23 protein-coding genes are annotated in these 23,679 nt (G+C 69.4%); 13 read left to right on the forward strand and 10 right to left on the reverse strand.

The features are described from left to right. Positions 1 to 59: 59 nt before the first annotated feature. Both MLE42_RS08130 and MLE42_RS08135 read left to right on the forward strand, forming a co-directional pair. The gene (locus tag MLE42_RS08130) at positions 60 to 494 is read left to right on the forward strand and encodes a secondary thiamine-phosphate synthase enzyme YjbQ (RefSeq protein ID WP_243287374.1); all 435 of its coding nucleotides are present in this window, start codon (positions 60 to 62) and stop codon (positions 492 to 494) included. A 2-nt stretch (positions 495 to 496) separates the two neighbouring features. Continuing rightward, positions 497 to 1,114: a flavin reductase family protein gene (locus MLE42_RS08135; RefSeq protein WP_243287375.1), complete on the forward strand. Its 618-nt coding sequence runs from the start codon at positions 497 to 499 to the stop codon at positions 1,112 to 1,114. On the opposite strand, the gene MLE42_RS08140 is transcribed toward MLE42_RS08135, so the two are convergent. The 9 genes from MLE42_RS08140 to MLE42_RS08180 all read right to left on the reverse strand — a co-directional run bounded on the left by MLE42_RS08140 (position 1,115) and on the right by MLE42_RS08180 (position 9,821). Further along, positions 1,115 to 2,017 (reverse strand): cation diffusion facilitator family transporter, encoded by a 903-nt coding sequence (locus tag MLE42_RS08140; protein ID WP_243287490.1) that lies wholly within the window; start codon positions 2,015 to 2,017, stop codon positions 1,115 to 1,117. A gap of 20 nt (positions 2,018 to 2,037) precedes the next feature. Beyond that, on the reverse strand, positions 2,038 to 3,303 hold the full coding sequence (locus MLE42_RS08145; protein WP_275975780.1) for a bifunctional folylpolyglutamate synthase/dihydrofolate synthase: 1,266 nt from the start codon (positions 3,301 to 3,303) through the stop codon (positions 2,038 to 2,040). Next, complete coding sequence (gene accD / locus MLE42_RS08150; protein WP_243287376.1) at positions 3,267 to 4,121, reverse strand: acetyl-CoA carboxylase, carboxyltransferase subunit beta; 855 nt, start codon at positions 4,119 to 4,121, stop codon at positions 3,267 to 3,269. Before accD ends, MLE42_RS08145 begins: the two co-directional genes overlap by 37 nt. 8 nt (positions 4,122 to 4,129) lie before the next feature. Further along, on the reverse strand, positions 4,130 to 4,999 hold the full coding sequence (locus MLE42_RS08155; RefSeq protein ID WP_243287377.1) for a ParB/RepB/Spo0J family partition protein: 870 nt from the start codon (positions 4,997 to 4,999) through the stop codon (positions 4,130 to 4,132). Continuing rightward, positions 4,999 to 5,778, reverse strand: coding sequence for a ParA family protein (locus MLE42_RS08160; protein ID WP_243287378.1), 780 nt, complete (start codon positions 5,776 to 5,778; stop codon positions 4,999 to 5,001). The genes MLE42_RS08155 and MLE42_RS08160 overlap by 1 nt, the downstream gene beginning before the upstream one ends. A 127-nt stretch (positions 5,779 to 5,905) precedes the next feature. Next, complete coding sequence (locus MLE42_RS08165; protein ID WP_243287379.1) at positions 5,906 to 6,469, reverse strand: diaminopimelate epimerase; 564 nt, start codon at positions 6,467 to 6,469, stop codon at positions 5,906 to 5,908. Between the two features lie 232 nt (positions 6,470 to 6,701). Beyond that, positions 6,702 to 7,004 (reverse strand): FtsB family cell division protein, encoded by a 303-nt coding sequence (locus tag MLE42_RS08170; RefSeq protein WP_243287380.1) that lies wholly within the window; start codon positions 7,002 to 7,004, stop codon positions 6,702 to 6,704. 8 nt (positions 7,005 to 7,012) lie between these two features. Next, positions 7,013 to 8,290, reverse strand: a complete 1,278-nt coding sequence (gene eno, locus MLE42_RS08175; RefSeq protein ID WP_243287381.1) for a phosphopyruvate hydratase — start codon at positions 8,288 to 8,290, stop codon at positions 7,013 to 7,015. Positions 8,291 to 8,372: 82 nt separating this feature from the next. Continuing rightward, positions 8,373 to 9,821 carry an indole-3-glycerol phosphate synthase TrpC gene (locus MLE42_RS08180; protein ID WP_243287382.1) on the reverse strand — a complete coding sequence of 483 codons (1,449 nt, stop codon included), beginning with the start codon at positions 9,819 to 9,821 and terminating at the stop codon, positions 8,373 to 8,375. Between the two features lie 481 nt (positions 9,822 to 10,302). On the opposite strand from MLE42_RS08180, the gene upp reads away from it, so the two are divergent. After that, complete coding sequence (gene upp / locus MLE42_RS08185) at positions 10,303 to 10,929, forward strand: uracil phosphoribosyltransferase (RefSeq protein WP_243287383.1); 627 nt, start codon at positions 10,303 to 10,305, stop codon at positions 10,927 to 10,929. 25 nt (positions 10,930 to 10,954) lie between these two features. On the opposite strand, the gene MLE42_RS16285 is transcribed toward upp, so the two are convergent. After that, positions 10,955 to 12,373 carry a tetratricopeptide repeat protein gene (locus MLE42_RS16285; RefSeq protein ID WP_243287384.1) on the reverse strand — a complete coding sequence of 473 codons (1,419 nt, stop codon included), beginning with the start codon at positions 12,371 to 12,373 and terminating at the stop codon, positions 10,955 to 10,957. A 158-nt stretch (positions 12,374 to 12,531) separates the two neighbouring features. Between MLE42_RS16285 and MLE42_RS08195 the strand changes: the two genes are divergently transcribed. Genes MLE42_RS08195 through queA form a run of 10 tightly spaced genes read left to right on the forward strand, consistent with a single transcriptional unit; the run spans position 12,532 to position 23,553 of the window. Then, positions 12,532 to 14,208: a serine/threonine-protein kinase gene (locus MLE42_RS08195; RefSeq protein ID WP_243287385.1), complete on the forward strand. Its 1,677-nt coding sequence runs from the start codon at positions 12,532 to 12,534 to the stop codon at positions 14,206 to 14,208. Positions 14,209 to 14,210: 2 nt separating this feature from the next. Beyond that, positions 14,211 to 14,918 (forward strand): ribonuclease III family protein, encoded by a 708-nt coding sequence (locus MLE42_RS08200; RefSeq protein ID WP_243287386.1) that lies wholly within the window; start codon positions 14,211 to 14,213, stop codon positions 14,916 to 14,918. A 44-nt stretch (positions 14,919 to 14,962) separates the two neighbouring features. Then, complete coding sequence (locus MLE42_RS08205; protein ID WP_243287387.1) at positions 14,963 to 15,679, forward strand: HisA/HisF-related TIM barrel protein; 717 nt, start codon at positions 14,963 to 14,965, stop codon at positions 15,677 to 15,679. Between the two features lie 11 nt (positions 15,680 to 15,690). After that, a complete protein-coding gene (locus tag MLE42_RS16115; RefSeq protein WP_275975781.1) occupies positions 15,691 to 17,475 on the forward strand; it encodes a hypothetical protein in 1,785 nt (594 codons plus the stop codon). Positions 17,476 to 17,517: 42 nt separating this feature from the next. Continuing rightward, complete coding sequence (locus MLE42_RS08215; RefSeq protein WP_243287388.1) at positions 17,518 to 18,543, forward strand: hypothetical protein; 1,026 nt, start codon at positions 17,518 to 17,520, stop codon at positions 18,541 to 18,543. Further along, positions 18,540 to 19,130 carry an RNA polymerase sigma factor gene (locus tag MLE42_RS08220; protein WP_243287389.1) on the forward strand — a complete coding sequence of 197 codons (591 nt, stop codon included), beginning with the start codon at positions 18,540 to 18,542 and terminating at the stop codon, positions 19,128 to 19,130. Before MLE42_RS08215 ends, MLE42_RS08220 begins: the two co-directional genes overlap by 4 nt. After that, positions 19,127 to 19,813 (forward strand): hypothetical protein, encoded by a 687-nt coding sequence (locus MLE42_RS08225; protein WP_243287390.1) that lies wholly within the window; start codon positions 19,127 to 19,129, stop codon positions 19,811 to 19,813. Before MLE42_RS08220 ends, MLE42_RS08225 begins: the two co-directional genes overlap by 4 nt. Beyond that, a complete protein-coding gene (locus MLE42_RS08230; protein WP_243287391.1) occupies positions 19,810 to 20,631 on the forward strand; it encodes a tetratricopeptide repeat protein in 822 nt (273 codons plus the stop codon). The genes MLE42_RS08225 and MLE42_RS08230 overlap by 4 nt, the downstream gene beginning before the upstream one ends. Before the next feature lie 49 nt (positions 20,632 to 20,680). Next, positions 20,681 to 22,486, forward strand: coding sequence for an ABC transporter ATP-binding protein (locus MLE42_RS08235; RefSeq protein ID WP_243287392.1), 1,806 nt, complete (start codon positions 20,681 to 20,683; stop codon positions 22,484 to 22,486). After that, positions 22,486 to 23,553, forward strand: coding sequence for a tRNA preQ1(34) S-adenosylmethionine ribosyltransferase-isomerase QueA (gene queA, locus MLE42_RS08240; protein ID WP_243287393.1), 1,068 nt, complete (start codon positions 22,486 to 22,488; stop codon positions 23,551 to 23,553). Before MLE42_RS08235 ends, queA begins: the two co-directional genes overlap by 1 nt. Positions 23,554 to 23,679: the final 126 nt, after the last annotated feature.

A 23,679-nucleotide genomic window follows, 5' to 3' on the forward strand; every position in this document is an offset into this window, starting at 1 on the left:
TCCACCCGCGTTCCAGGAACCCCGGGCCCCGGCCCGGGGTTTTTCGTTATGCTTCGCCCATGAAGAGCCATCGGAAGGTCCTCACCCTCCACCTGCCGGGTCGAACCGGCTTCGTGAACATCACGGCCGAGGTGGCCGCCGCGGTCCGGGAGAGCAGCGTCCGGGAGGGCCTCTGTCTGGTGAACTCCATGCACATCACCTCCAGCGTCTTCATCAACGACGAGGAGTCCGGCCTCAAGCAGGACTACCTCCGCTGGCTGGAGAAGCTGGCACCCTACAACGCCGGCAGTGATCCCGCCACCGGAGGCTACCTCCACAACCGCACGGGCGAGGACAACGGTGACGCCCACCACAAGCGCCAGGTCATGGGCCGCGAGGTGGTGGTGGCCATCACCGGCGGGCAGCTCGACTTCGGCACCTGGGAACAGATCTTCTACGGCGAGTTCGACGGCCGCCGGGACAAGCGCGTCCTCATCAAGATCCTCGGGGAGTGACCATGATCAGCCGCGACCTCGCCTCCCTCCCCAGGCGCGACGCCTACCGCATCCTCTCCAGCCTGGTGATCCCCCGCCCCATCGCCTGGATCACGACGGTGGATGAGGCGGGCCGGGTGAACCTGGCTCCCTTCAGCAGCTTCATGGGCATCTTCGGGCCACCCATGCTGGCCTTCACCGTGAGCCGCCGCCGGGACGGCTCCCTGAAGGACACCCAGCGCAACCTGAAGGCGAACGGCCAGGCGGTGGTCCACCTGGCGGACCTGCCCCTGCTGGGGCCCCTCCACGCCAGCGGGGCCGAGGTGGAACCGGACATCAGCGAGGTCGCGCGCCTGGGGCTGGCCACGGAATCCTCCCTCCAGGTAGCCCCGCCCCGCCTGAGGGATGCCCCGGTCGCCCTGGAGTGCCGGCTGAACCGGGAGCTGGACCTGGGACCCACCACCACCCTGGTCTTGCTGGACGTGGTGATGGCCCACGCCGCGGAGCGCATCTGGAATGCCGAGCATGACTGCGCGGACGCCAGCCAGTGGACGCCCGTCGTCCGGCTGGCCTCCGTGGTGGGGCCCAACTATGGCGCCCTGGGCGAGACCTTCAGCCTCGGTCCTTCCGAGCTGCCCTGATCAAGCCTCGTCGGGCTCCACGAACAGGTGCTGGATCTGGGGGAAGCGCTGGTGGAGATCCCGCTCCAGGGCATTGATGGCCACCACCAGGGCCGCCCCGCTGGGCTGGTCGCGGAACTTCACCTTCAGGGCCACCATGAGCCGGTCGCTGCCCACGACGACGGCCACGAGGCCCAGCACCTGGTCCACGGCGGGCGCTTCCTCCACGGCGCTACGGAGGGCGGCGCGCAGGGCCAGGGGCGGCGCCTCGTTCATGAGCAGGCTCGCCACCTCGACGCCCACGAAGAGGGCCACGGCGATGAGGAGGAGCCCGATGGCCACGCTGCCAACCCCATCCCAAACGGGGTTGCCCGTGGCCAGGGTGAGCAGCACGGCCGCCAGGGCGAACACCAGACCCAGTAGGGCGGCGATATCCTCCGCCAGCACCACCACCAGCTCCGTGCGGCTGGACTGGCGCAGGTAGCGCACCAGGGACCGGCCGTGGCGTTCGGGTTCGGCCGCGCGGAGGGCCCCGCGAAGGGAGGCGCCTTCCAGGAGGATGGCGAAGACCAGAAGGGCCACGGCCCAACCCAGGTGGTGAGGCTGCTCGGGATGGCGGATCTTGTGGATCCCCTCCACCAGGGAATAGAGGCCGCCCACGCTGAAGAGCAGCAGGGCCACCAGGAAGCTGGCCACGAAGGCCGCCTGGCCGTGACCCAGCGGATGCTTCGGCCCCGCGGGGCGGGTCCCCTGTCGCATGCCCAGGAAGAGCAGCACCTGGTTCGCACAGTCGGCGGTCGAGTGGATGGCTTCGGTGAGGAGACTGGAGCTGCCGGTCAACAGGAACACGCCGAACTTGGAGACGGCGATGCCCCCGTTGGCGGCGAGGGCCAGGGCGATGGCGCGAGTGGATCCGGTGGACATGGATCCAGCATAGAGCCGGATCAGAAGGCCCGGATGTCCAGCTCCCGCAGGAGGTCGCCCAGGAGGTAGAGGGAGCCCGTCACCAGGCGGGGGGCCTCCGCGGGCGTGTGCAGCAGCGCCGCCGCCTCGCGGAGGTCGAGCATCGGAACCTCGAGGCCCCAGGCCTCCCGCAGGGCCTCCGCCGTGGCATAGCGGGGAGCCTCCCCCCGGATGAAGGTGACGGACAGGGGGCGCATGCGCTTCATTTCCCGGGCGACACCGGCCAGATCCTTGTCGCCCATGGCGCCGAAGAACAGGTGGGGGCGCACCCCGCAGGCCAGGGCATGATCCGCCAGGACCCGGGCGCCATCCGGATTGTGGGCGCCGTCCATCCACACGCCCTGGAGCCCCGGCGGGGCCCAGAGCCGACCGGGCCAGCGCGTGGCCGCCACGCCTTCCCAGAGCCGGTCCTCGGGCACGGGGAAACCCAGCCCCCGCAGCTGGTGGATCGTCTCGAAGGCCGTGGCGAGGTTGTCCAGCTGGTGCAACCCCGCGAGACCCACGCGCCGGCCCGTCACGCGGGAGTGGTCCCAGCGGATATCCGCGGGACCCAGGCGCGCAGCCGGGCAGAGCACCGGCTCGCAGGGCAGCAGGGGACGGATCCACGCCGGGTCCAAGGTCGGCCCCAGCACCAGGGGCCGGCCATCCCGGGCCGTGCAGAGCTTCTCCCGGGCGATGGCCTCCCGCGTATCCCCCAGGTACTGCTGGTGATCCAGGCTCACGCTGGTGAGGACCGTGAGGATGGGGTCCGTGGCATTGGTGGCGTCCCAGCGCCCGCCCATGCCCACCTCCAGGATCGCCACCTCCACGCCGGTCATGCGGAAGGCGGAGAGGGCCGCCGTGATCATCAGTTCAAAGTAGGTGGCGTTCACGCCGGTGCGGGCCTCGGAGTCGAAGGCCTCCCCCAGCAGCAGCTCCAGGGCCCCTTCGCCGATGGGCTCCCCGTCCACCCAGATCCGCTCGGTGACGTCCACCAGGTGCGGCGAGGTGGTCCATCCCACCACGAAGCCCGCGGCCTTCAGCATGTGGGCGAGGAAGGCCCCGGTGCTGCCCTTGCCGTTGGTGCCGGCGATGAGGATGACGGGGAAGTTCGCGTCGGGGCGGCCCAGCCCGTCGAGCAGGGCATGGATGTTCTCCAGGCCGCACTTGATCCCCATGTGGCCGCGCGCCTGGAGGCGCGGGATGAAGACGAGCTCGAGCCCCTCGCGCATCAGTCCCTGGGCGAGGGCGTCATCCAGGCCAGGCATGCGGCGATGAAGTCCTTGAGGTGGTCGCGCGTGACGACCTTGTCCACCATGCCGTGGGTCTGGAGGAACTCGGAGCGCTGGAAGCCTTCCGGCAGGCTCTGCTTGATGGTCTGCTCGATGACGCGGGGCCCGGCGAAGCCGATGAGCGCCTTGGGCTCGGCGATGTTCAGGTCGCCCAGCATGGCGTAGCTGGCGCTCACGCCGCCGGTGGTGGGATCCGTCAGGATGCTCAGGTAGGGCAGGCCCGCCTTGTCCAGCTTGGCCAGGGCGGCGCTGACCTTGGCCATCTGCATGAGGGAGAGGGTGCCCTCCTGCATGCGGGCCCCGCCGCTGCAGCTGACGATGAGGTAGGGGCACTGCTTCGCCAGGGCCCGCTCGGCGCCCAGACGCAGCTTCTCGCCCACCACGCTGCCCATGCTGGCGGCCAGGAAATCGAAGTTCATGATGGCCGTCACCACCGGCAGGCCCGACAGGGTGCCCTCCACGATCACCACCGCGTCTTCGGTCTCCCCGGCCTGCTCCAGCTTCTTCAGCTGGTCTTTGTAGCTCTTGGTGGAGACGAACCCAAGGGGATCGCCGCTCCGCAGGTCGCTGAAGAGCGTGGTCCAGCCCTCGTCCATGAGGTTCTCAAGCCGTTCCGCCACGCCGATGCGGAAGTGGTAACCGCACTTGGGGCAGACATTGTGGGTGTTGACCAGCTCCTTGCGGTAGATCAGCTCCTTGCAGGCCTCGCACTTGATCCAGAGGCCCTCGGGCACCCGGACGGTCTTTTCTTCGACGGCGGTCTTCTGCTGACGCTTCTTCACGAACCAGGACATGACGACTCCTACCGGCCCTTGACCGGACCTTGCTTGAGGGCCTCGAAGAGCCGATCCAGCTCCGCTTCGCTGCCGTAGTGCATGACCAGGGTGCCCGTCTTGCCCTTGGCCTTGATCTCGATGCGGGTGCCCCAGGACTGGGTCAGTTCCTCCGCGGCGGCCTTGATGAACAGCTCCTGGGGGTGCTTCTTCTTCCCCCCCTTGGCCTTGGCCTGCTTCTGGAGCTGCTGGATGCGGGCCTCGAGGGCGCGGACGCTGAGCTGCTGCGCCACCACCTCGTGGGCGAGCTGCTCCTGCATCCGGGGGTCGGGCACGCCCAGCAGCACCTTGGCGTGCCCGGTGCTGAGGCGGCCATGGGCCACGTCCGCCTTCAGCTCGGCGGGCAGCCGCAGCAGGCGGAGGGTGTTGGCCACCTGCGGGCGGGACTTGCCCACGCGGTCGGCCACCTGCTCCTGGGTGAGGCGCAGGTGCTCGCCCAGCTGCCAGTAGGCCGTGGCCTCCTCGATGGGGTTCAGCTCCTGGCGCTGGATGTTCTCCACCAGGGCGAATTCCAGGAGGCGGTCGTCCGGGACCTCCTTGATGACCACGGGAGCCATGGCGAGTCCGGCCAGGCGCGCGGCCCGCCACCGGCGCTCGCCAGCGATGATCTCGAACTGTTCGCCCACCTTGCGCACGACGATGGGCTGGACCATGCCGTGCTGCTTGAGGCTCTCGGCCAGCTCGGCCAGGGCCGTTTCATCGAAGTGGGTGCGCGGCTGAGCGCGGTTGGGCACCAGCTTCCCCAGCGGGAGCTCCCGCTGATTGGCATCCTCGGGGGCCATCTGGCTCATGAGCGAGGTGAGTCCCCGGCCCAGGGCCGGACGCTTCAGCTGGGTCATCAGGCTTCCCTCCTCGCGGGCAGCTCCAGTCCCAACCACTCCTTGGCAAGGTTGAGGTAGGCCTGGGCACCTTTGGAGCGCAGGTCATAGAAGGCCACAGGCTTGCCGTGGCTGGGCGCCTCGGCGAGCCGGATGTTGCGGGGGATCACGGTCTCGAACACCTTGCCCGGGAAGGCGTGGCGCACTTCACTGGCCACGGCGGCGCCCAGGTTGGTGCGCTCCTCGGCCATGGTGAGCAGGATGCCGCCCAGCTGCAGGTTGGGGTTGGGGCCCGCCTGGATGCGGCGCAGGGTCTCGGTCAGCTCCGCCAGGCCGTCCAGGGCGAAGAACTCGCAGGGCATGGGCACGATGACCTCGTTCGCCGCGGTCAGCGCATTCAGGGTGATCATGCCGAGGCTCGGGGGCGGATCGATGAGGATGTAGTCGAAGCGGTCCATGAGCGGAGCCAGCCCCTGCTTCAGCACCTGGAGCTGGGGCAGCTCGAAGAGCTCGAACTCCAGCTGCGCGAGATCCTTGCCCGCGGGGATGACCTGCATCATCGGGACTTCGGTGCTCAGCACCAGGGCCTCGGCGGGCGCGCCCTTCATCAACGCATAGGCGCCGGCCCGATGGTCGGGTTTCGGGAAGCCGAGCCCCGTGGTGCTGTGGCCCTGGGGATCGAAATCCACCAGCAGCACCATCTTCTCCATCATGGCGAGGGACGCGGCGAGGTTGATGGCCGTGGTGGTCTTGCCCACCCCGCCCTTCTGGTTCGCGAGAGCCACCACCCGGGCGCGCATCAGGCGGCCCTCATCGTCGCGCAGGCGCTGGTCAAACCACGCATCTCGGCATCCCCTCGGGTGTGGAACACGCCAGTCTAGCAGGTCGGGTTCCACGGCCAAGAGAGCCCAGGAGAACCTTGGGGGGTCAAGGGTGAAGCGAGGGATCCGGCTGCACGTGCCCCAGCCGCCGCACCGGGCCGGAAAGCCACAAGTCGTGCCAGCCACCACCTGCCTCGGGAAGGAAGGTCACGGTGACGTCCTCTCCGCTGGCCGTGCGCAAACGCCACGTGCAGGGTCCACCGCCACGGGCCAGCCAGACCGCGGCGACGGCGCACCCGGTCCCGCAGCAGAGGGTCTCCCCTTCGACGCCACGCTCCCAGGAACGGATCCTCGCTTCGCCGGGGGCGGTCACCTCGACCACGTTCACGTTCGTGCCGCCGGCCAGCGCGGCATGGTGACGCAGGGGCGGGGCGTAATCGCGGAGGTCCACGGCCGCGACCGAGGGCACCTCGAGCACCAGCTGGGGATTGCCGATCCAGCCGAAGCCCGCGGGATGGGGCGTCGGCATGGGGACTTCACGAAGCGCGAAGCCCTTACCCTCGGGCATGCGGATGCCGACACCGCCTTCGCGATCCTGCCGGAGGAGGATGCGCTCGCCGCTGGAGATGGCTTCGATCAGGGGCCCTCCCGGAGCCCCCGGGACGGCCATGGCCGCCCTGCTACCATTGGAACAAAATGACTTGGCTCCGTCAGTATCCCAGTGCTCCAGAACCCAGGGGCCCGTTTCGGGCCTTTGCATCAAAAAAAGGCCATCTAAACCGAACCCCGTCCCCCTTGGACAAAGGGTTTTGGCCCAATCCGAACCGCTGCAACATTTAGCCTCCTCCTCCCAGAGGTAGCCAAAGACGTTGCCGGCCGCGGAGGCGAGGAAGAGGTCCAACCTACTTCCCGCGGTTTCCGAAGGTGTAGACGGTCTCGCCGGGACGCGCGTAGCCCTGGCGCCGCGCCAAGGCCTCCATCAGCTCGGGATCCTTCGCGGCGAGGCGCTGGACCTCCTCGAGCAGCTCGCGGTTGCGCTTGTTGAGCTGCAGCAGCCGGGCGCGGGTCGCAGCCAGCTCGGCCTCCTGCTTCCGCAGTTCGGGCAGCCCCCCCTGGGAGAAGAGCAGCGCCATGAGGGACAAGAAGGCCGAGGCCCCGAACACGCCCCACAGGGTGGAGGACTTCAGGAGCCAGTTGGCGTTCATGGAGCCTCCTAGAGGCGGGACCCGAAGGCCTCCCGGCCGGCATAGCGGGCCGCGGCCCCCAGCTCCCATTCGATCTGGAGCAGGCGGTTGTACTTGGCGATCCGGTCCGTGCGGCAGGGGGCGCCGGTCTTGATCTGGCCCGCCCCCGTGGCCACCGCCAGGTCCGCGATGAAGCTGTCCTCGGTCTCACCGCTGCGGTGGCTGATGACCGCCCGGTAGCCGGCCTTGTGGGCCATGTCCACGGCCCGGAGGGTCTCGGTGACGGTGCCGATCTGGTTCAGCTTGATCAGAATGGCGTTGGCCACGCCCTCCTGGATGGCCTTGGCCAGGATGGCGGGATTGGTGACGAAGATATCGTCCCCCACCAGTTGGGTCTTGGCTCCCATGGCATCCGTCTGGAGCTTCCAGCCCTTCCAGTCGCCTTCGGCGAAGCCGTCTTCGATGGAGATAACGGGATGCCGGGACACCAGCCCCGCGTAGTAGTCGACCAGCTGGGCGGATGTCTTCTTCGCCCCGTCCAGGGCGTAGGCCTTCCCGTCATGGAACTCGCTGGCAGCGCAGTCCAGACCCAGGAAGACTTCCTTGCCGAGCTTGTAGCCGGCCTTCTTCACGGCCTCCCCGATGAGCTCCAGGGCCTCCTCGTTGGAGCCGAGGTTCGGGGCGAAGCCGCCCTCGTCCCCCACGCCGGTGGGGAGCTTGCGGGCCTTCAGGACCCCCTTCAGGGCGTGATAGACCTCGGCGCCCCAGCGGAGTCCTTCCCGGAAGGTCGGTGCGCCCACGGGCAGCACCATGAACTCCTGGATGTCCACGTTGTTGTCGGCGTGGGCACCCCCATTGAGGATGTTCATCATGGGCACGGGAAGCAGGCGGGCCGAGGCACCGCCGAGATAACGATACAGGGGCAGGCGGGAGGCCTTGGCCGCGGCGTCCGCCAGGGCCATGGAGACGCCCAGGATGGCGTTCGCGCCCAGGCGGGCCTTGTTGTCGGTCCCGTCCAGGTCGCACATCAGCTCGTCGAGCTCGGCCTGCTGGAAGGGATCCATGCCCTGGAGGGCCTGGGCCAGCTCCACGTTGACGGCATCCACCGCCCCGAGCACGCCCTTCCCCAGGTAGCGCTTCTTGTCGCCGTCCCGGCGCTCAAGGGCCTCGCGGCTGCCGGTCGAGGCGCCGGAAGGAACAAGCGCCTGGCCCACCGTCCCGTCCGAGAGCTCCACCCGGGCAAGCACCGTGGGGTTCCCCCGGCTGTCGAGGACTTCGAGGGCAGAGACCCGTTCGATCGTGATCATGTCGTCACCCGGCTCAGAGAGGCGCGCTGGCGCGCCTCTCTGATGTTAGCCAGGTTGCGCAGATGGATTCGGTGGAATCCGTCTACTTCTTCGCGGCCTTCTTCGGCGCGGCCTTCTTCACGACCTTCTTGGCGGCCGGCTTCTTGGCAGCGGCCTTCTTCGGCGCGGCCTTCTTCACGGCCTTCTTCACGACCTTCTTGGCAGCGGCCTTCTTCGGCGCGGCCTTCTTGGCGGCGGCCTTCTTCGGCGCGGCCTTCTTGGCGGCGGCCTTCTTCGGCGCGGCCTTCTTGGCGACGGCCTTCTTCGGCGCGGCCTTCTTGGCGGCAGCCTTCTTCGGCGCGGCCTTCTTGGCGGCGGCCTTCTTCGGCGCGGCCTTCTTCACGGCCTTCTTGGCGGCCGGCTTCTTGGCGGCGGCCTTCTTCGGCGCGGCCTTCTTGGCAGCCGGCTTCTTGGCGGCGGCCTTCTTCTTCGGCGCGGCCTTCTTCGCGGCCGGCTTCTTGGCGGCGGGCTTCGCGGCCGCGGGGGCGGCGGGGGTGGCGACCATGTTGGTCAGTTCGGCCATGGGTGGCTCCTTTACGCCCTTTTGGGCGAGGTTGGAAGGGGTCGTGCGGGAAGATGGCTTGTCAGTGGCACCTTTCGTGCCAGTTGGGGTCGCGTCTTTCCGCTGGGAGGATATGCGTTCCTTGGCTGCGGCAGCAGCCGCGGGGGGATGCGCCGCATCGGCGGCAGAGCCGGTCTTGCCTTTGGGCTTCGCGGCTTTTTTCGGGGGCTCGACGCCTGCCAGGATCTGCGCCAGGCGCTTGCCGGGATAGTAGTCATCAAGGAGGGCGTCGCCGATCAGCAGCCCATGGACGCCCAGGGCCTCCATCTGCTTGATCTGATCCAGCCGGTGGATGCCCCCCTCGACCAGCTTCAGGCAGCTTTTGGGGATCTTCTTGACCAGGGCGACGGCCTGGTCCCAGGAGGGCTCCCAGGTGTCGAGGTTGCGGCCCACGGCGCAGATGATGTCAGCCCCGGCCTCCACGGCCCGCTGAAGCTCGGCCTCCGAAGTCACCTCGACCACCACGTCGAGCCCTTTGCTGGTGGCGAACTTCAGCAGGGTCTCGAGCCGCTCCTGGCCCAGGAGGGCGGGCATGAGGAAGATCGCGTCCGCGCCGAGGATCTTGCTCTCCTCGACCTGGTACTCCTCGAAGATGAAGTCCCGGCGGATCAGGGGCAGCTTCACCTGGGCCCGCACCTCGGATAGGTGCTTGTCGTCGCCGTGATAGAGGAACTTGTCCGTGGCGACGGAGAGGACCCTGGCGCCGTTTTCGGCAAGACTCTTGGCGTGGGTGGAGGCCTTGTAAGAATCCCGGACCTGACCTCGGCCGGGGTCCCCCCCGGCAACTTCACCCAAGATCGTGATTCCAGGCTGGCTGAGTTCTTCCTTCAGGGAGTGGTGACCCTTGTAGGCATCTTTCACCGCCACGGGGCCCCTCTGCTTTTTGATTTCCACGTCGAGGGCCTTGAAGATGGCGACTTTCTTTAGCATTTCCCACGCTCCAAATCTCAGATACCTCGCTGCTGGCCCTATGGGGAAGATGATCGGTCGTTTTTCCTCTGATTCAACATCAAACCAGTGATTCGGATGAGGTCAACAGAGAAATCAAAAAAATCTTCATTTTTTTTGACGCTACCTCTCCGCCCACCCCCCATTCGTTTCCGACCTCCCGGACCCCCTCTCGGACGATCTCCGAGTCCGCTACGGGAGCCGCCGTGCGCGCATCACACGCACCGACGGCTGCGGTTCGCACCTTCTGAAACCCGCACCATCAGCCGCGATCCGCGTGCCGTCGCATCGTCGGCTCCACCAGCTGGCGACCCCAACAGGACCCTCTCCGGGGAGCTCCAGGAGCCCGGGGGTTCGTGTCCCTCATCCGAGTCCGCGCCTGCTACGCTTCAACTCGCGCCTTCCGCCCCGGGCCCTGTGCAAGCGGCATTCGCGGTCCCGCCGGAAGCGACGAGAGGCCCCCATGACGATCCATGTGCTCGACCATCCGCTGGTGCATCACAAGCTCTCCCTCATCCGCGACCGGAAGACCTCCGGCATCCTCTTCCGTTCGCTCATCGAGGAAGTGGGGCTGATCCTCGCGACCGAATCGACCCGCAGCCTCCCCGTGGAATCGATGGTGGTGGAGACCCCGCTCGAGCGCACGAGCACGCTGCGGCTGAAGTCCCTGGATCCCGTGCTGGTGCCCGTCCTGCGCGCAGGCCTCGGCCTCCTCCCCTCCTTCCTCAAGCTGCTGCCGACGGCGAAGGTGGGGCACCTGGGGCTCTACCGGGACCACGATTCCCTCGTGCCCGTTCCGTACTACCGGAACTTCCCCCCCCTGCTTGAGGATCGCCCCGTCTTCGTGCTGGACCCCATGCTCGCCACCGGGGGCAGCGCCTCAGAAGCCGTGCGTCAGCTCAAGGGCGCGGGCGCGGTGAACCTCACCCTTGTCGCGCTGCTCGCGGCACCCGAAGGCCTGGAGCGATTGATCGCGGACCACCCGGATCTCACCATCGTCGTCGCCGCCGTGGATCGCCAGCTCAACGAGAAGGGCTACATCCTCCCCGGCCTCGGCGACGCGGGGGATCGGCTGTTCGGAACCGCCTAGGCCCTTCGAGCACGCACGGGGCCCATCAGCCCTTTTCGCGTCCGAGCATGGAGCGCAGGCGCCCCATGAGGCCCTCGCCCCGGCTCACGTCAGGGGCGTCCTGGCCGCCGTAATCGGAAGGCACCGCCACCGAGGGATCGAGTTCGAGAGCCCGGCGGAAACAGCCCTGCGCGTTGGCGCGGAATCCCTTCCGGTGGTAGAGCTCTCCCATGAGGGCCCAGGGTTCGGCCGCCCTGGGCCGGATGCGGGAAGCCACCTGGAGCGCCTCGACCGCCCGGGTGGACCAGGCGGGATTGGTCAGCCTCAACCGGCCAAGAAGCAGCCAGGCCTCATAGGCTGCCGGGGAATCGCCGTCCAGCTTGATGGACTGCTCGAGGGCCCGGATGGCCTCGCTGGTGCGGTTCTGCATCACGTATGACTTGGCCTTCACCACGAGGTGGTGGGCCCGATCCGCCGAGGGGAGGGACTCCTCATCCATCCTGGAAGGAAGCAGGGGAAGCACCGAAGGCGTGGGTTCATTGAAGGCCCGCTCCACCGTCTCCGGCGCCGGCGGCGGCAGGGAGCGCGGCGTGTGGGCCCGGGGCGGCGGGAAGTCCTCCTCCTCGAGCAGCAGGATCGGCTCCGGCGGCGCTTCGGGTTCGAGGACCGGGATGGATTCGAACACGGGCTCGGGAGGTTCCAGGGGTTCGGGTGCCGGGGTGGGCGGGGCGGATTCGCGGGGAAGCAGCGGCAGGTCCCCCCGCACCAGGTTCAGGCCGCCCAAGGCCCAGAGGGTGGCCACCAGCCGGGCCGACTCCCCGGGCGAGAGCCCCGAGAGAGAATTGATGGTCTCGTAGCCGAGCGGCTCAGAACCCAGCAGCGACAGGGCATAGGCCAAGGTCGGCGTGAGGGACAGGTCGCTGAGGGACTCCAGGAGATCCGCCCTCGCTTCCCACCGCCAATCCGGCTCGCTCTGGAACATCTCCACCAGCTCGAGGTCCACCTTGGCGCTCTGGAAGGTGTCCCACACAAGCCGCCGATGATCCAGCCAGAACTGGAGATCCCCGCTCAGGTTGTCCTCGAGCACGCCGGGCATCCAGGACATCTTCAGGATGGGGTGCTCCATGGCGTGGAGCAGGACCGATCCCAGCAGCTCGTGCAGGCGCTTGTCCCGCTCGGCGACCGTCATGAGCCCGCTCTGCACCACGCGATCGCCCATGCGGGAGCCTTCCCCGTCGGCCAGCAGCTCCTTGAGCGAGGCCATGTCCAGCACGCCGCGGCGGATGAGGAAGTTCCCGAACTGCTCTCCGACGGCATCGCTCCGCAGGTAGACGAGGTCCCCTCCCCGCCAGTACAGCCGGCGCGTGCCGTCGTTCTGCTCGAGCACAAGCTCCCCTTCGGCCCGCTGCTGGTGCAGCGAGCCCATGAGGGCTGGCAGGAAATAGCGAAGACGGACTTCGGGCACCGGAGGCTCCGGAGGGTGGATTCTAGTTTGCATGTTCCCTGCCCGGATGCCAGCCCAAACGGGGCTTCTGGATGCCGAATTATCCCAAGTCCTTGGACCTGCGCAGGACAGGACCTATGCTGTCCCTCCATCCTCATCCCATCCGGGGGGACCTTCCCATGTTCGAGAAGCTCGGAAAATTCGAGATCAAGCGCGTTCTCGGCAACGGCGCCATGGGCGAGGTCTACCTCGGCGAGGATCCCTCCATCGGCCGCGAAGTGGCCATCAAGACCATCCTCCCCTCCGCGGCCCAGGGCGACGAGGCCAAGGAGCGCTTCGCCCGCGAGGCCCGCGCCGCCGGCGTGCTGAACCATCCGAATCTCGTCACCATCTATGAGTTCGGCGAGGACCAGGGCGTGCTCTACATCGCCATGGAGTTCGTCAAGGGCCACGATCTGGACGAGCTGCTGCGGGACCAGTCGCTCACCCGTTCCGAGACCCTGGAGGTGCTGGCCCAGGTCTGCGACGGCCTCGGCTTCGCCCATCGCCAGCACATCGTCCACCGCGACATCAAGCCCACCAACGTCCGCGTCCAGCGCGACGGGCGGCGCCTCCACGCCAAGGTCATGGACTTCGGCGTGGCCAAGATCAGCAACTCGGACATGACGGCCACGGGCATGGTCATGGGCACGGTGAGCTACATGGCGCCGGAGTACATCCGCACCGGGAAGCCCGATCCCCGCAGCGACCTCTTCGCCGTGGGCGTCATGCTCTACGAGTGCCTGAGCGGACGGAAGCCCTTCGCCGGAGACACCACGCCCACGGTCCTCTATAAGATCGTCAACGAGGCGCCCGAGCCCCTCGAGGTGGGGATGCTGCAAGGCATCAGCCCCGCCATCCGCTCGGTGCTGGACCGATCCCTGGCGAAGGATCCGGACGCGCGGTTCCAGACGGCCGAGGACCTCGCCAAGGCCCTGCGCGCTGCGAAGGATCCCTCCTGGACAGGCCAGCTGGAGGAGGCGACCGCCCTTCTCCAGGCCGCCACGCCCACCGCGCCGGTGGCGCCGCCGGCACCCGCCCCCGCGGCCGCCTCTTCGGCACCCACGATGCAGGCCCCGGTCGCGCCGCGTCCGCCGGTGACGACTCCGCTCCCGGCCCGCCCGGCGGGAGGCAAGCCGGTCCTCTGGATCGGCCTCGCGGCCCTCGTTCTGGCGGGCGCCGGCGGTGCGGGCTGGTGGGCTCTCCATCGAAGCGCCGCTCCCGCGCCCACGCTCCCTGCGGAAACCCGGGAAACCGCGACGCCTCCATCCGCCGGAGCGCCCGCCTCGGCGGGTGGCGGTATCCCCGCTCCCGCAGGGGCCAAGCCCGAGGCTGCGTCTTCTCGCGCCTCCCAGGTTGCGGAGCCCGCGCCGGGGCAACCGCGCGCACAGGACCCCGGACCCGCCGAGCCGAATGCGGGCAAAGCCAGGACCGGCGAACCCCGGGCCGAATCCCGGGCGATCGATCAGCCCGAGCTCTACCAGCCTGAAAAGCTCGACAAGCTGCAGACCCACGAGCGCCTGAACCTCGGCAACGTCTCCATGAGCGAGGCCATCCAGCTGGCGGACAGCCAGCCCGACAAGGCCATCCACGGGTTCCGGCAGGCCATCAAGGCTGATCCGACCAACGTGAACGCCCATGCCTGGCTGGCCACCGTGCTCTATGATCAGGGCCGCCATGCCGAATTCGTCCAGGAGTTGCGCGAGGCGCGGCGCCAGGGCATCCTCGGCCAGATGGCCGCGCGCAACATCCGCTTCCGGGCCGTCCTCAACCAGGCCCGTTTCAACCGGAAGCTCCCTGCGGATCTGGCGGACTGACCATGGCGAAACACGCCGAAGAACGGGCCGCCCTGGAGGCCGCACTGGGCTACCGGTTCGCGAATCCCGCGCTGCTCCAGGAGGCGCTGACCCACACCTCCGCCGCCAGGGGCCGGGACAACCAGCGGCTGGAGTTCCTGGGGGATGCCCTCCTGAATTTCTCCGTGGCGCTGCTGCTCCACCGGGAGCGGCCGGACTGGCAGGAAGGCCCCATGAGCAAGTTCCGGGGCGTGCTGGTGTGCACGGATTCGCTGCACCGGTGGGCGCTGGATCTGGGCCTGGATCGCGCCCTGAGCGCCGCGCATCCCAGGAAGGCCCCCCCCATGGGACCCAAACCCCTGGCCGATGCCCTGGAGGCCCTGCTGGCGGCGGTCTACCTGGACGCCCAGGCTTCGGGAAGGGATGGACACGCCGCCGCCATGGCCCTGGCGGAAGGCCGGTTCCTGGAGCCCATCCGCCAGGCCCATCCGGATGCGTGGTCCCGCCTGGATCCCAAGACCTCCCTCCAGGAGGCCGCCGCCCGGCTAGGATTGCCCACTCCCGCGTACACCCTGATCTCCCAATCCGGTCCCGGTCACGCCCCCCTCTTCACTGTGCGGGTGGCCGTGGGCGATCGCAGCGTCGACGCCCGGGGGTCCTCCCGCAAGCGGGCCGAAAGCGACGCCGCCCGGCACCTCCTGGATCTGCTGACGGGATCCTCACAGGCGTAACCCTTGCGTTACACTCCCATCTACCGGTCTACCGGGGTGTCCGCTTGAAGATCTACCCAACCTTGAACCTCCAGCATGGCCGCGTCATCCCCACCACGGGACAGGGCGAGCCCTCGGCGGAGGCCCCGCTGGATCTCGCCGCCCGGCTGCTGGACGAGGGCGCCACGCGCATGGCGCTGGTGGACGTGGATGCCGCCATGGGCAAGGGCAACAACCGCGAGCTCATCGCCCAGATCCTCCAGCGCTGCCATGCCCGGGGCCGGAAGGTCTGCATCCAGGTGGCCGGCGGCATCCGCAGCTCGGACCAGGCCCAGTTCTTCATCGACCACGGCGCGGTCTGGCTGGTGGCGGGCACGATCCTCCACAAGTCGTCCCTCGTGTCGGAACAGCTCATGGCCCGCTTCCAGCCCTTCCTCACCGCGGCCATCGACGCCCGGGGCGGGAGGGTGCATCGCTCGGGCTGGGTGGACACGGCCAACCTCAGCGCCCTCGACCTCGCCCTGCGCGCCAAGGCCTATGGCTTCAAGCGGCTGCTCTTCGTGGACATCCCCGAAGTGCCCGGCGCCGATCCCGACTTCGAGACCGCGATCGCGCTGGCCACCGCCACCGGCCTGCCGCTGGTCATGGGCGGCAGCATCACGTCCCTCCGGCATCTGGACGCCGCGCCCACCCACCTCGGCCTCAAGGGCGCCCTGGTCGACGCCCTCCTCTTCCGCGAAGATCCCGGACTCCTGGCCCTCCTCCAAGCCGCCTGCGCCTGACTGGAGGACCCGTGACGGAACCGAAAGGCGCGTTCCTCGCCAGCCTAACGGAACCGGAACGGATCCACTTCCGCCACCTGGCCCTGGTGCGCCCGCAGCTGCCGTCGGAAAGCCAGATCCTCATGCTGGAGGGCCTGGCCCGGTCCCTGGACTCGCCGCGCCTGCTGACCCTCATGGCCCGCACGCCCCACTGGCTGGCCCACTGGCCCATCCTCCTGGGGCTGGCGGAGAACGAGGCCACCCCCGAGGCCATCCGCCGCGACCTGGAGATGGTGGTCTCCCTGTTCGGCCAGATGCGGGAGATGGACCAGGCGCCCACTACCGAGAAGGAGGACCGCTCCGAGGCGGTGAAGGCGCTCTACGCCCAGCTGAATCCCGAGCTGAAGCCCGTGGCCAAGCTCCTGGCGAAGCAGATCGCCAAGTCCGTCTCCGCCACCGGCTCCACCCAGGAGCTGCCTCCCCTGCCCGGGGAGGATCCCGATTGGGAGACCCTCACGACCCTGCCGGAGGCCCCCGCCACGCCGGCGCCGGCGCCAGTGGCGAACAAGGGGGATCGGCTCACCCGGGCCCAGCAGACCGCCCAGCCCGACGAGTTGGTGGGCTTCCTGGTGGACCCGGACGCGGATCTCCGCCTGGCCGCCCTCCAGAACCCGCTCATCTCCGAGGAGCTCCTCCTCCGGGCCCTGGGCCAGAGCGCCGTGCCGGAGCTCTTCGAGGAGGTGTACGCCGAAGCCCGCTGGTACTTCCGGGAGCCCGTGCGGGAGGGCATCCAGGAGGCCCCTGGTTGTCCCGCCGGGCTGTCGCGCCGCCTGGCCCTTTCCCGCCTCCTCGTGGCGACGCTGGAACGGGGCGCATCGAAGCCCGCCTCCCTGCGCCGCATCGTGAGCCTCTTCTCCCAGCTGGAGGAAGGCGAGTACCAGTTCGTCACCTACTGGGCCAAGCGGCAGTCCCCCCACCTGCTCCGGGTGGTGAAATACTTCTACGACCGCCTCCTCCGCCAGCGGTCGGGGCTGTCCACCGCCCTGCCCGAGCGCGGCGAGGACGGCCGCTGGGCCAGCCTCGAGGAGCGGGTGTTCCTCGCCACCCAGGCCACCCAGGAGGACCAGCTCATCCAGGTGCTCAAGGATCCGGATCCCCAGGTGTTCCACCTGTCCCTGGACAATCCGGCCCTCACGCCGCGGATGCTGGCCTCCACCCTACCCACCCTGGACCGCGACCGGGCCGAGCAGGTGGCCGCGCACGCCAAGTGGCAGGAAGATCCGCTGGTGGCGGAAACCCTGGTGCACCATCCCCACCTGACGGAAGCCACGGCCCTCCGCCTGCTCGCGAACCTGCCCGGCCTCAAGCCCGCCATCGAGATCCTGCGGGATCCGCGGCTCCAGCATCTGGAGGTCAAGCGCCGGGCCCTGGAGACCCTCCGCACCCTCTACCTGGCCATGGACGTCTCCGACCGGATCACCGCCCTCCGCACCTCCGGCGGTGAGCTGATGCGCCACCTTCCCCAGGAGGTGCTCCAGGACGAGGAGACGTTGCGGCGCATGGTGTCCGACCGCCAGCTGGATCCCGGGATCCTCCTCCGCCTCGCCCGGAACAAGCTGACCCCCCGCGCCGTGCTGGAGCAGATCGCCGGGCATCCGGTGCTCATGGCCCACGCCGCGATCATGTCCGAGCTGCTGCTGAACCCCAAGACGCCCCGGGAAGCCTCGGCCCGCATCTGGGGTCTGCTGTCCGAGGCCGAGCAGCAGCAACTTCTCCGCAGCCCGCACCTGCCCGTGACCCTGCGGACCCTCGGGTAAACGGGGGCAGGACCGCCCCGTAACCCAGATCCAGGAGCCCCCATGCGCCGCCCCGCCGCCATTCTGATCCCCGCCGCGGTGGCGCTGGTCTGTCTGCCTTTCGTCACCTCGTGCCGGCCTAAGCCCCGTGTTCCCGGCTGGGTGCAGTCCGCGCCGACCGACAGCGTGGCCTCATTCTCCGGCGAAGCGGCCTGGATGCTCACCCACAAGGAGGTCCAGTCCCTTATCTCCCGGGATCCCTCGGTGGAGCGGGCCCTCGATCTCTTCCTCCAGAAGGCGCGCATCAACCCGCGCACGGAGACGGGCCGGGTGACCTTCCATGTCATCGGCGTGCCGCAACAGGGCGAATCGAACATCCAGAAAGGCCTTGAGCACGTCCTCATCCAGCTGAACCAGTTCGCCGATCCGACGTCGCTGGTGGCGGCCCTCTCCGAATCCTTCCCCCAGGAGGGGAGCCTGCGCCTCCAAGGCCGGGACTGGCCGCTCCACGTGATCCTCGACCTGGAGGCCGGCGGGGCGAAGGCTCACATCCGGGCCGCCAGCGACGAGAAGGGCCAGATCTGGATCGGCTCGCTGGAGGCCCTCCAGCGCATGGCGGCCAAGGACAGCCTCGCCACCCGGCCGGACGCGGCCCTCGCCGCCGAGTGGATCAACCCCCGGGCGCCCTTCCAGGGCTACCTCCAGCCCGAGGCCCTGCTGGGCGGGCTGCGCCGCAACCTGGAGGGGACCCTCGTGAAGGACCTGCCCCAGGGTGTCAGTGCCCTCTTCTGGAGCATCACACCGCCCGCCGGGAAGGAGCCCGCCGGAAAAGAGCAGGCCATCCGCTTCGAGCTGGCCCTGGCGGGCACGCCCGAGGGGATCAACCAGGTCACGCCCTGGCTCCAGCGGCTGGTCGCCGCCGCCAATGCCGTGCAGGCCGCCCCCGGCGCCGCCCCCCAGCTCCTGCAGGAACAGCGCCGGGTGGGGCTGCGCTGTGCACTGACGCCCGAGCAGCTCAAGCTGGTGATGGAGAAGCTGGGGCAACCGGATTTCTCCTTCACCCTCCCCGTCCGAGTCCCCAAGGCATGAGCGCGGCCCTCCCCCAGCCGCCGACTGACGGCCCCCTCCTGCCGGAGACGGAGTCCCCCGAGTTCTGGATGGCCCAGCTCAAGGCCGGCCGGGAGGAGGCCCTGGCCCACCTCATGGCCCGCTTCGAGCGCCCCCTCTGCGCCTTCCTCCACCGGCGCCTGCAGGGCGAGGCCGGGGTGGTCCAGGAGCTGGTCCAGGAGGTTTTTCTCAAGTGTCTCCAGCATTGTCAGCGATTCGAGGAAGGCCGCCCGGTGGCTGCCTGGCTTTTTACATTGGCGGCTAATGCGGCGACCGACCACCTCCGTAGACGGGGGAGAGAGGTACCCCCTCCCGAGACCTTTGACGCACCGGATCCCCAGCAGGCTTCACCCTGGGAATCCGTGGACCAAAGCCGGCGCATCCAGGCCCTTCGCGGGGCCCTGGAGGGCCTCACCCCCCGCCAGCGGGCCATGGTGCTCGCCTACTACGTCCACGAGCACCCGGTGAAACGCATCGCCCAGGACCTGGGCTGCGCCGAAGGCACCGTGAAAGCCACCCTGTTCCAAAGCCTCCAGAAGCTCCGCAAGACCCTTGGACCCCAGCCATGACCGCCGCCCCCGACCCCAACCGCCTTGATCCCCAGGAAGAGGCCCGCCGCTTCGAGCTGCTCGAACGGCCCGAGCTCTGGCCTGACGATCCGGCGCAGCAGGCCGAGCTGGCAGGGCTGCTCGAGCTCCACCTCGCCCTGGAGAGCCACGGCCCCGGCCTGGCCGAAAGCCTGGCCCCACCCCCCCGCCTCCACTGGACCGGGTCCTGGACCCTGGCGGCCGCCGCGGTTTTGCTGGTGGCCCTGATCCCGGCCACCTACACCGTGCTGCACACCCAGAGCCTCCGCGCCCAGGCCCAGGACACGGCCCGGCTGGAGCAGCTGGCCCGCAAACGCACCCAGGACCGCGCCTGGATCGCCTTCTTCCGGCAGAGCACCACCCTGCTCCAGGATTTCGAGCAGGACCCGACCCTGTGCAAGAAGGGGGAGGAGGACCGGCGCCAGGAGCGGGAGATGGCCCTGACCCTGCTGGAGGCCAGCCACCAGCTCGCCGCCCAGGGCGCGCCCATCCAGGAGGCCGAGGCCATCCGCGCCAACCTCCACGCCTGGCTGTCCGAAGTGGCCTTCGAGGATGACTGCCTCAGCGTCGAGCGGGCCCGTGAGCTCCGACAGTGGGCCGCGGCCCACAACCTGGAGGGCGAGTCCGAGCGCATGGAACGGCGCCTCAGGGGAGACGGCGCATGACCTTCTCCCTCCTCGTGGCCGTGCCGGCGCTGATCGCGCCCGCCGCCCCGGAGCCCGCCGTCCCCCTCGTCCTGGCGGGCCCGGAGAGCCCCGCGGACGCTCTGTTCCGGCAGGGCCGCGACCTCCGCTACGCCCAGCGCTGGTACGAAGCGGCCCAGGCCTACCGTTCGCTCATCCGCGAGTTCCCGCGGTCCTCCCGGATCCCGGACGCCCGCTACTGGCTGGCCTCCAGCCTGGAGCAGGACCAGCGGTGGGATGAGGCCGCCGAGGCCTACACCGACTTCCTGGCCCGGCATCCGGACCAGCGGATGCTGGGCAAGGAGGCCAAGCTGAACCGCGTCCGCTGCTGGGGCATCCGCCAGTGGAACAGCCCCGCGGCCCAGGCCGGCCTGGCCGGCGCCCTGTCCGACGACCGCGAGGAGGTCCGCATCGCCGCCGCCCTCCAGCTGGCCAAGCGGCGGGATGCCCGCGCCGTGCCCGTGCTCCAGGCCGGGCTGCGGGTGGACGCCTCTTCCGAGGCCTGCCGCCTCGCCCTGCAGGCCATGGGGGTCCAGCCCCAGGCCGCGGGCCCCGCCCAGGGCCGGTTCCTGGTGATCCGCGTGAAGGAGCGGGCCAAGCCCGAGGCCCTGACCGTGCGGCTGACCGTGGGCCTGGCCCGGGCCGTGGGCGGCTACCTCTCGGACGAGCAGCTGCGCCAGGCCAAGAAGAAGGGGGTGGACCTGGAGCGGCTCATGGACCAGGCCCTGAACGCCCCCAAGGGCACGGAACTCTTCAGCCTGGATGACGGCAAGAGCACGGTGACCGTGACCGTCGAGTAGCCGCCCGTGACGGCGGCATGAACCAGTGCGGCTAAGCTGGTCGCTGACCATGTCGCGACTCCTGCGCTTCTTCAACGACCATCTGCGGGCCCATGCCCCCCTCATCGCGGGGGCCTCGCTGCTCCTGCTCCTGGCGGGCCTCTGCCAGGGGGCCCTCATCGCCTCCATCAAGTTCGTGTTCGACGATGGCAAGGCGCACGCCCTGAGCGGGGCCCAGACGGGCCTCTTCGGCCAGCTCGAACACCTCCGGGCCTGGGTCCTGGCCCACCTGCCCGAGGCCTCCGCCCTGCGCACGGGCCTGCTGGTGCCGCTGGTGCTGGTGCTGCTCTTCGCCCTGAAGGGTCTCTTCACCTACGCCGGCACCCTGCTCATGGTCCGCAGCGGCATTCGCGCCACCCAGGCCTTCCGGGAACGGCTCTTCGCGCACCTGCTGACCCAGGAGCCCGCCTTCTTCCAGAAGCACCCCGTGGGCGAGCTCATCACCCGCAGCATCAGCGACGTGGGCGCCGTGCAGGGCATCGCCAGCAACCAGCTGGCGGAGGCCGTGCGCGAGATCTGCGTGGCCCTCACGATGCTGGCCACGGTCCTCTACATGGACTGGAAGCTGAGCCTCACCCTGTTCTTGGCCGGCCCCCTGGTGGTGCTGCCCGTGAAGAAGCTCAGCCAGCGCATCCGCCGGGTGAACCACCGGAACCAGGAGGCCTCCAGCCGCCTGCTGCAGCGCCTGAAGGAGGTGTTCAGCAACATCCGCGTGGTCCAGGGCTTCGCCCGCGAGTCCTACGAAGTGAGCCGCTTCCAGGTCCAGAACCAGGAGCTCTACCGCCTGGGCATGAAGAGCGCCCGGGCCTCGGCCCTCTCCACGCCCATCATGGAGCTGGTGGGGGGCTTCCTGCTGGCGGGCCTCGCCGCGTACGCCGCCGGGCGCTTCAAGTCCGGCACCCTCACCACCGAGAACTTCCTCACCTACATCCTGGCCATCTACGCCCTATACGATCCCCTGCGGCGCCTCACCAAGCTCAACAACGAGATCCAGGTGGCCTCCGCCAGCCTGGACCGGGTCTATTCCATGCTCGACCGGAAGCCGGAGCTGCCCGTGAACCCGGATCCGAAGCCCGTGCCCGCGAGGCCCGCCCTGCTGCGCTTCGAGGGTGTGGAATTCGCCTACGACGACAAGCACATCGTGCTGCGCGGCATCGACCTCGAGGTTCGCGCCGGTGAGACCGTGGCCCTGGTGGGCGGCAGCGGCGGCGGCAAGACCACCCTGGTGAACCTGGTGCCCCGCTTCTTCGACCCCACCGGTGGACGGATCACCCTCGACGGCCTCGACCTCCGCGACTTCGATCCCCGGGAGCTCCGCAAGATCATCGGCATCGTCACCCAGGAGACCCTGCTCTTCATGGACACGGTGCACGACAACATCGCCTACGGCAAGCAGGCCAGCCGCGAATCCGTCATCGCGGCCGCGAAGAAGGCCCACGCCCATGACTTCGTCGTGAGCCTGCCCCACGGCTACGACACCCCCCTGGCGGAGACCGGCTCCAGCCTCAGTGGCGGCCAGCGCCAGCGCCTCGCCATCGCCCGGGCCCTGCTGCAGGATCCACCCATCCTCATCCTCGACGAGGCCACCAGCGCCCTCGACACCGAGAGCGAGCGCGCCGTGCAGGCCGCCCTGGAAACCCTCATGCAGGACCGCACCACGCTGGTGATCGCCCACCGCCTCAGCACCATCCAGCGGGCCACCCGCATCTGCGCCATGAAGCAGGGCCGCATCGTGGAGCAGGGCACCCATGATGAGCTGCTGGCCCGCCAGGGCGAATACGCGCGGCTGCACCGGCTGCAGTTCGCGGACGCCTGATGCGGCGCTCGGACTTCCACTTCGACCTGCCCCCGGAGCTCATCGCGCAACACCCCGCGCCCGACCGCGACGGGGCGAGGCTCCTCGTGGTGGATGCACGGACCGGGGCCTGGTCCCACCGCGCCATCCGCGACCTGCCGGACCTGGTGCCCGCGCGTAGCCTTTGTGTCCCCAACGACGTGCGCGTCCGCCACGCGCGCCTCTTCCTGAGGCGGGCCGGCGGCGGGGCGGGCGAAGCGCTCCTGTTGCGGAGCCTGGGCCAGGGGCGCTTCGAGGCCATGGTGAAGCCGGGGGCGCGGCTGAAACCGGGGGCCTCCGCCGCCGTGGTGGATCCCGTCACCCACGCGGAGCTGGCCCGCCTCGACATCCTGGAGACCCTGCCCGAGGGGCTGCGGGCCGTCCGAGTGCATGCCGCGCATGGCCTGGACTGGGACGAGATCGACCGCATCGGCCGCCTGCCCCTGCCGCCCTACATCGAGCACCTGGCGGAGGCCGAGGACGAGACCCGCTACCAGACCGTCTTCGCCGCCCGGGAGGGCGAGGCCGTCGCGGCCCCCACGGCGGGCCTGCACTTCACGCCGGAACTTATCGGCGCCCTGGAGACCCGCGGCTGCGGCTGGCACCCGGTACGGCTCCACGTGGGCCTGGGCACCTTCCGGCCCATGACCGCCGAACGGCTGGAAGACCACGCCATGCACGAGGAGCGCTTCGAGGTCCCCGAGGCCACGGCTCAGGCCCTTGAGCCCGTCCTCCGCGATCGCACGCGGCCCGTGCTCTGCGTGGGCACCACCTCGCTGCGCACGCTCGAAGGCGCCTGGGACGGCACGCGGCTCGCGCGGGAGGGCGCCACGCGCCTCTTCATCACGCCGGGCTACCGCCTCCGCACCGCCGACCACCTGCTCACCAACTTCCATCTGCCGGAAAGCACCCTGTTCGTCCTGGTGGCCGCCCTCCTGGGCCTCGATCTGGCCCAGGCCGCCTACGCCGAGGCCGTGAAGGAGCGCTACCGGTTCTTCAGCTATGGGGATGCCATGCTGATCTTGAATGCCAAACCCAGCGACTCTTGATTCGCTCCCTGTGCGGCCCCGCTCCGCAGGCGACATTCAGTTGCCTGCTCCCGTCGTCCCACCCCTTCGTGATTCTGATCCGTGCGGGTCCCCGCTCCGCAGGCGACATTCAGTCGCCTGCTCCGC

Source organism: Geothrix terrae (assembly GCF_022808775.1).
Classification (GTDB): domain Bacteria; phylum Acidobacteriota; class Holophagae; order Holophagales; family Holophagaceae; genus Geothrix; species Geothrix terrae.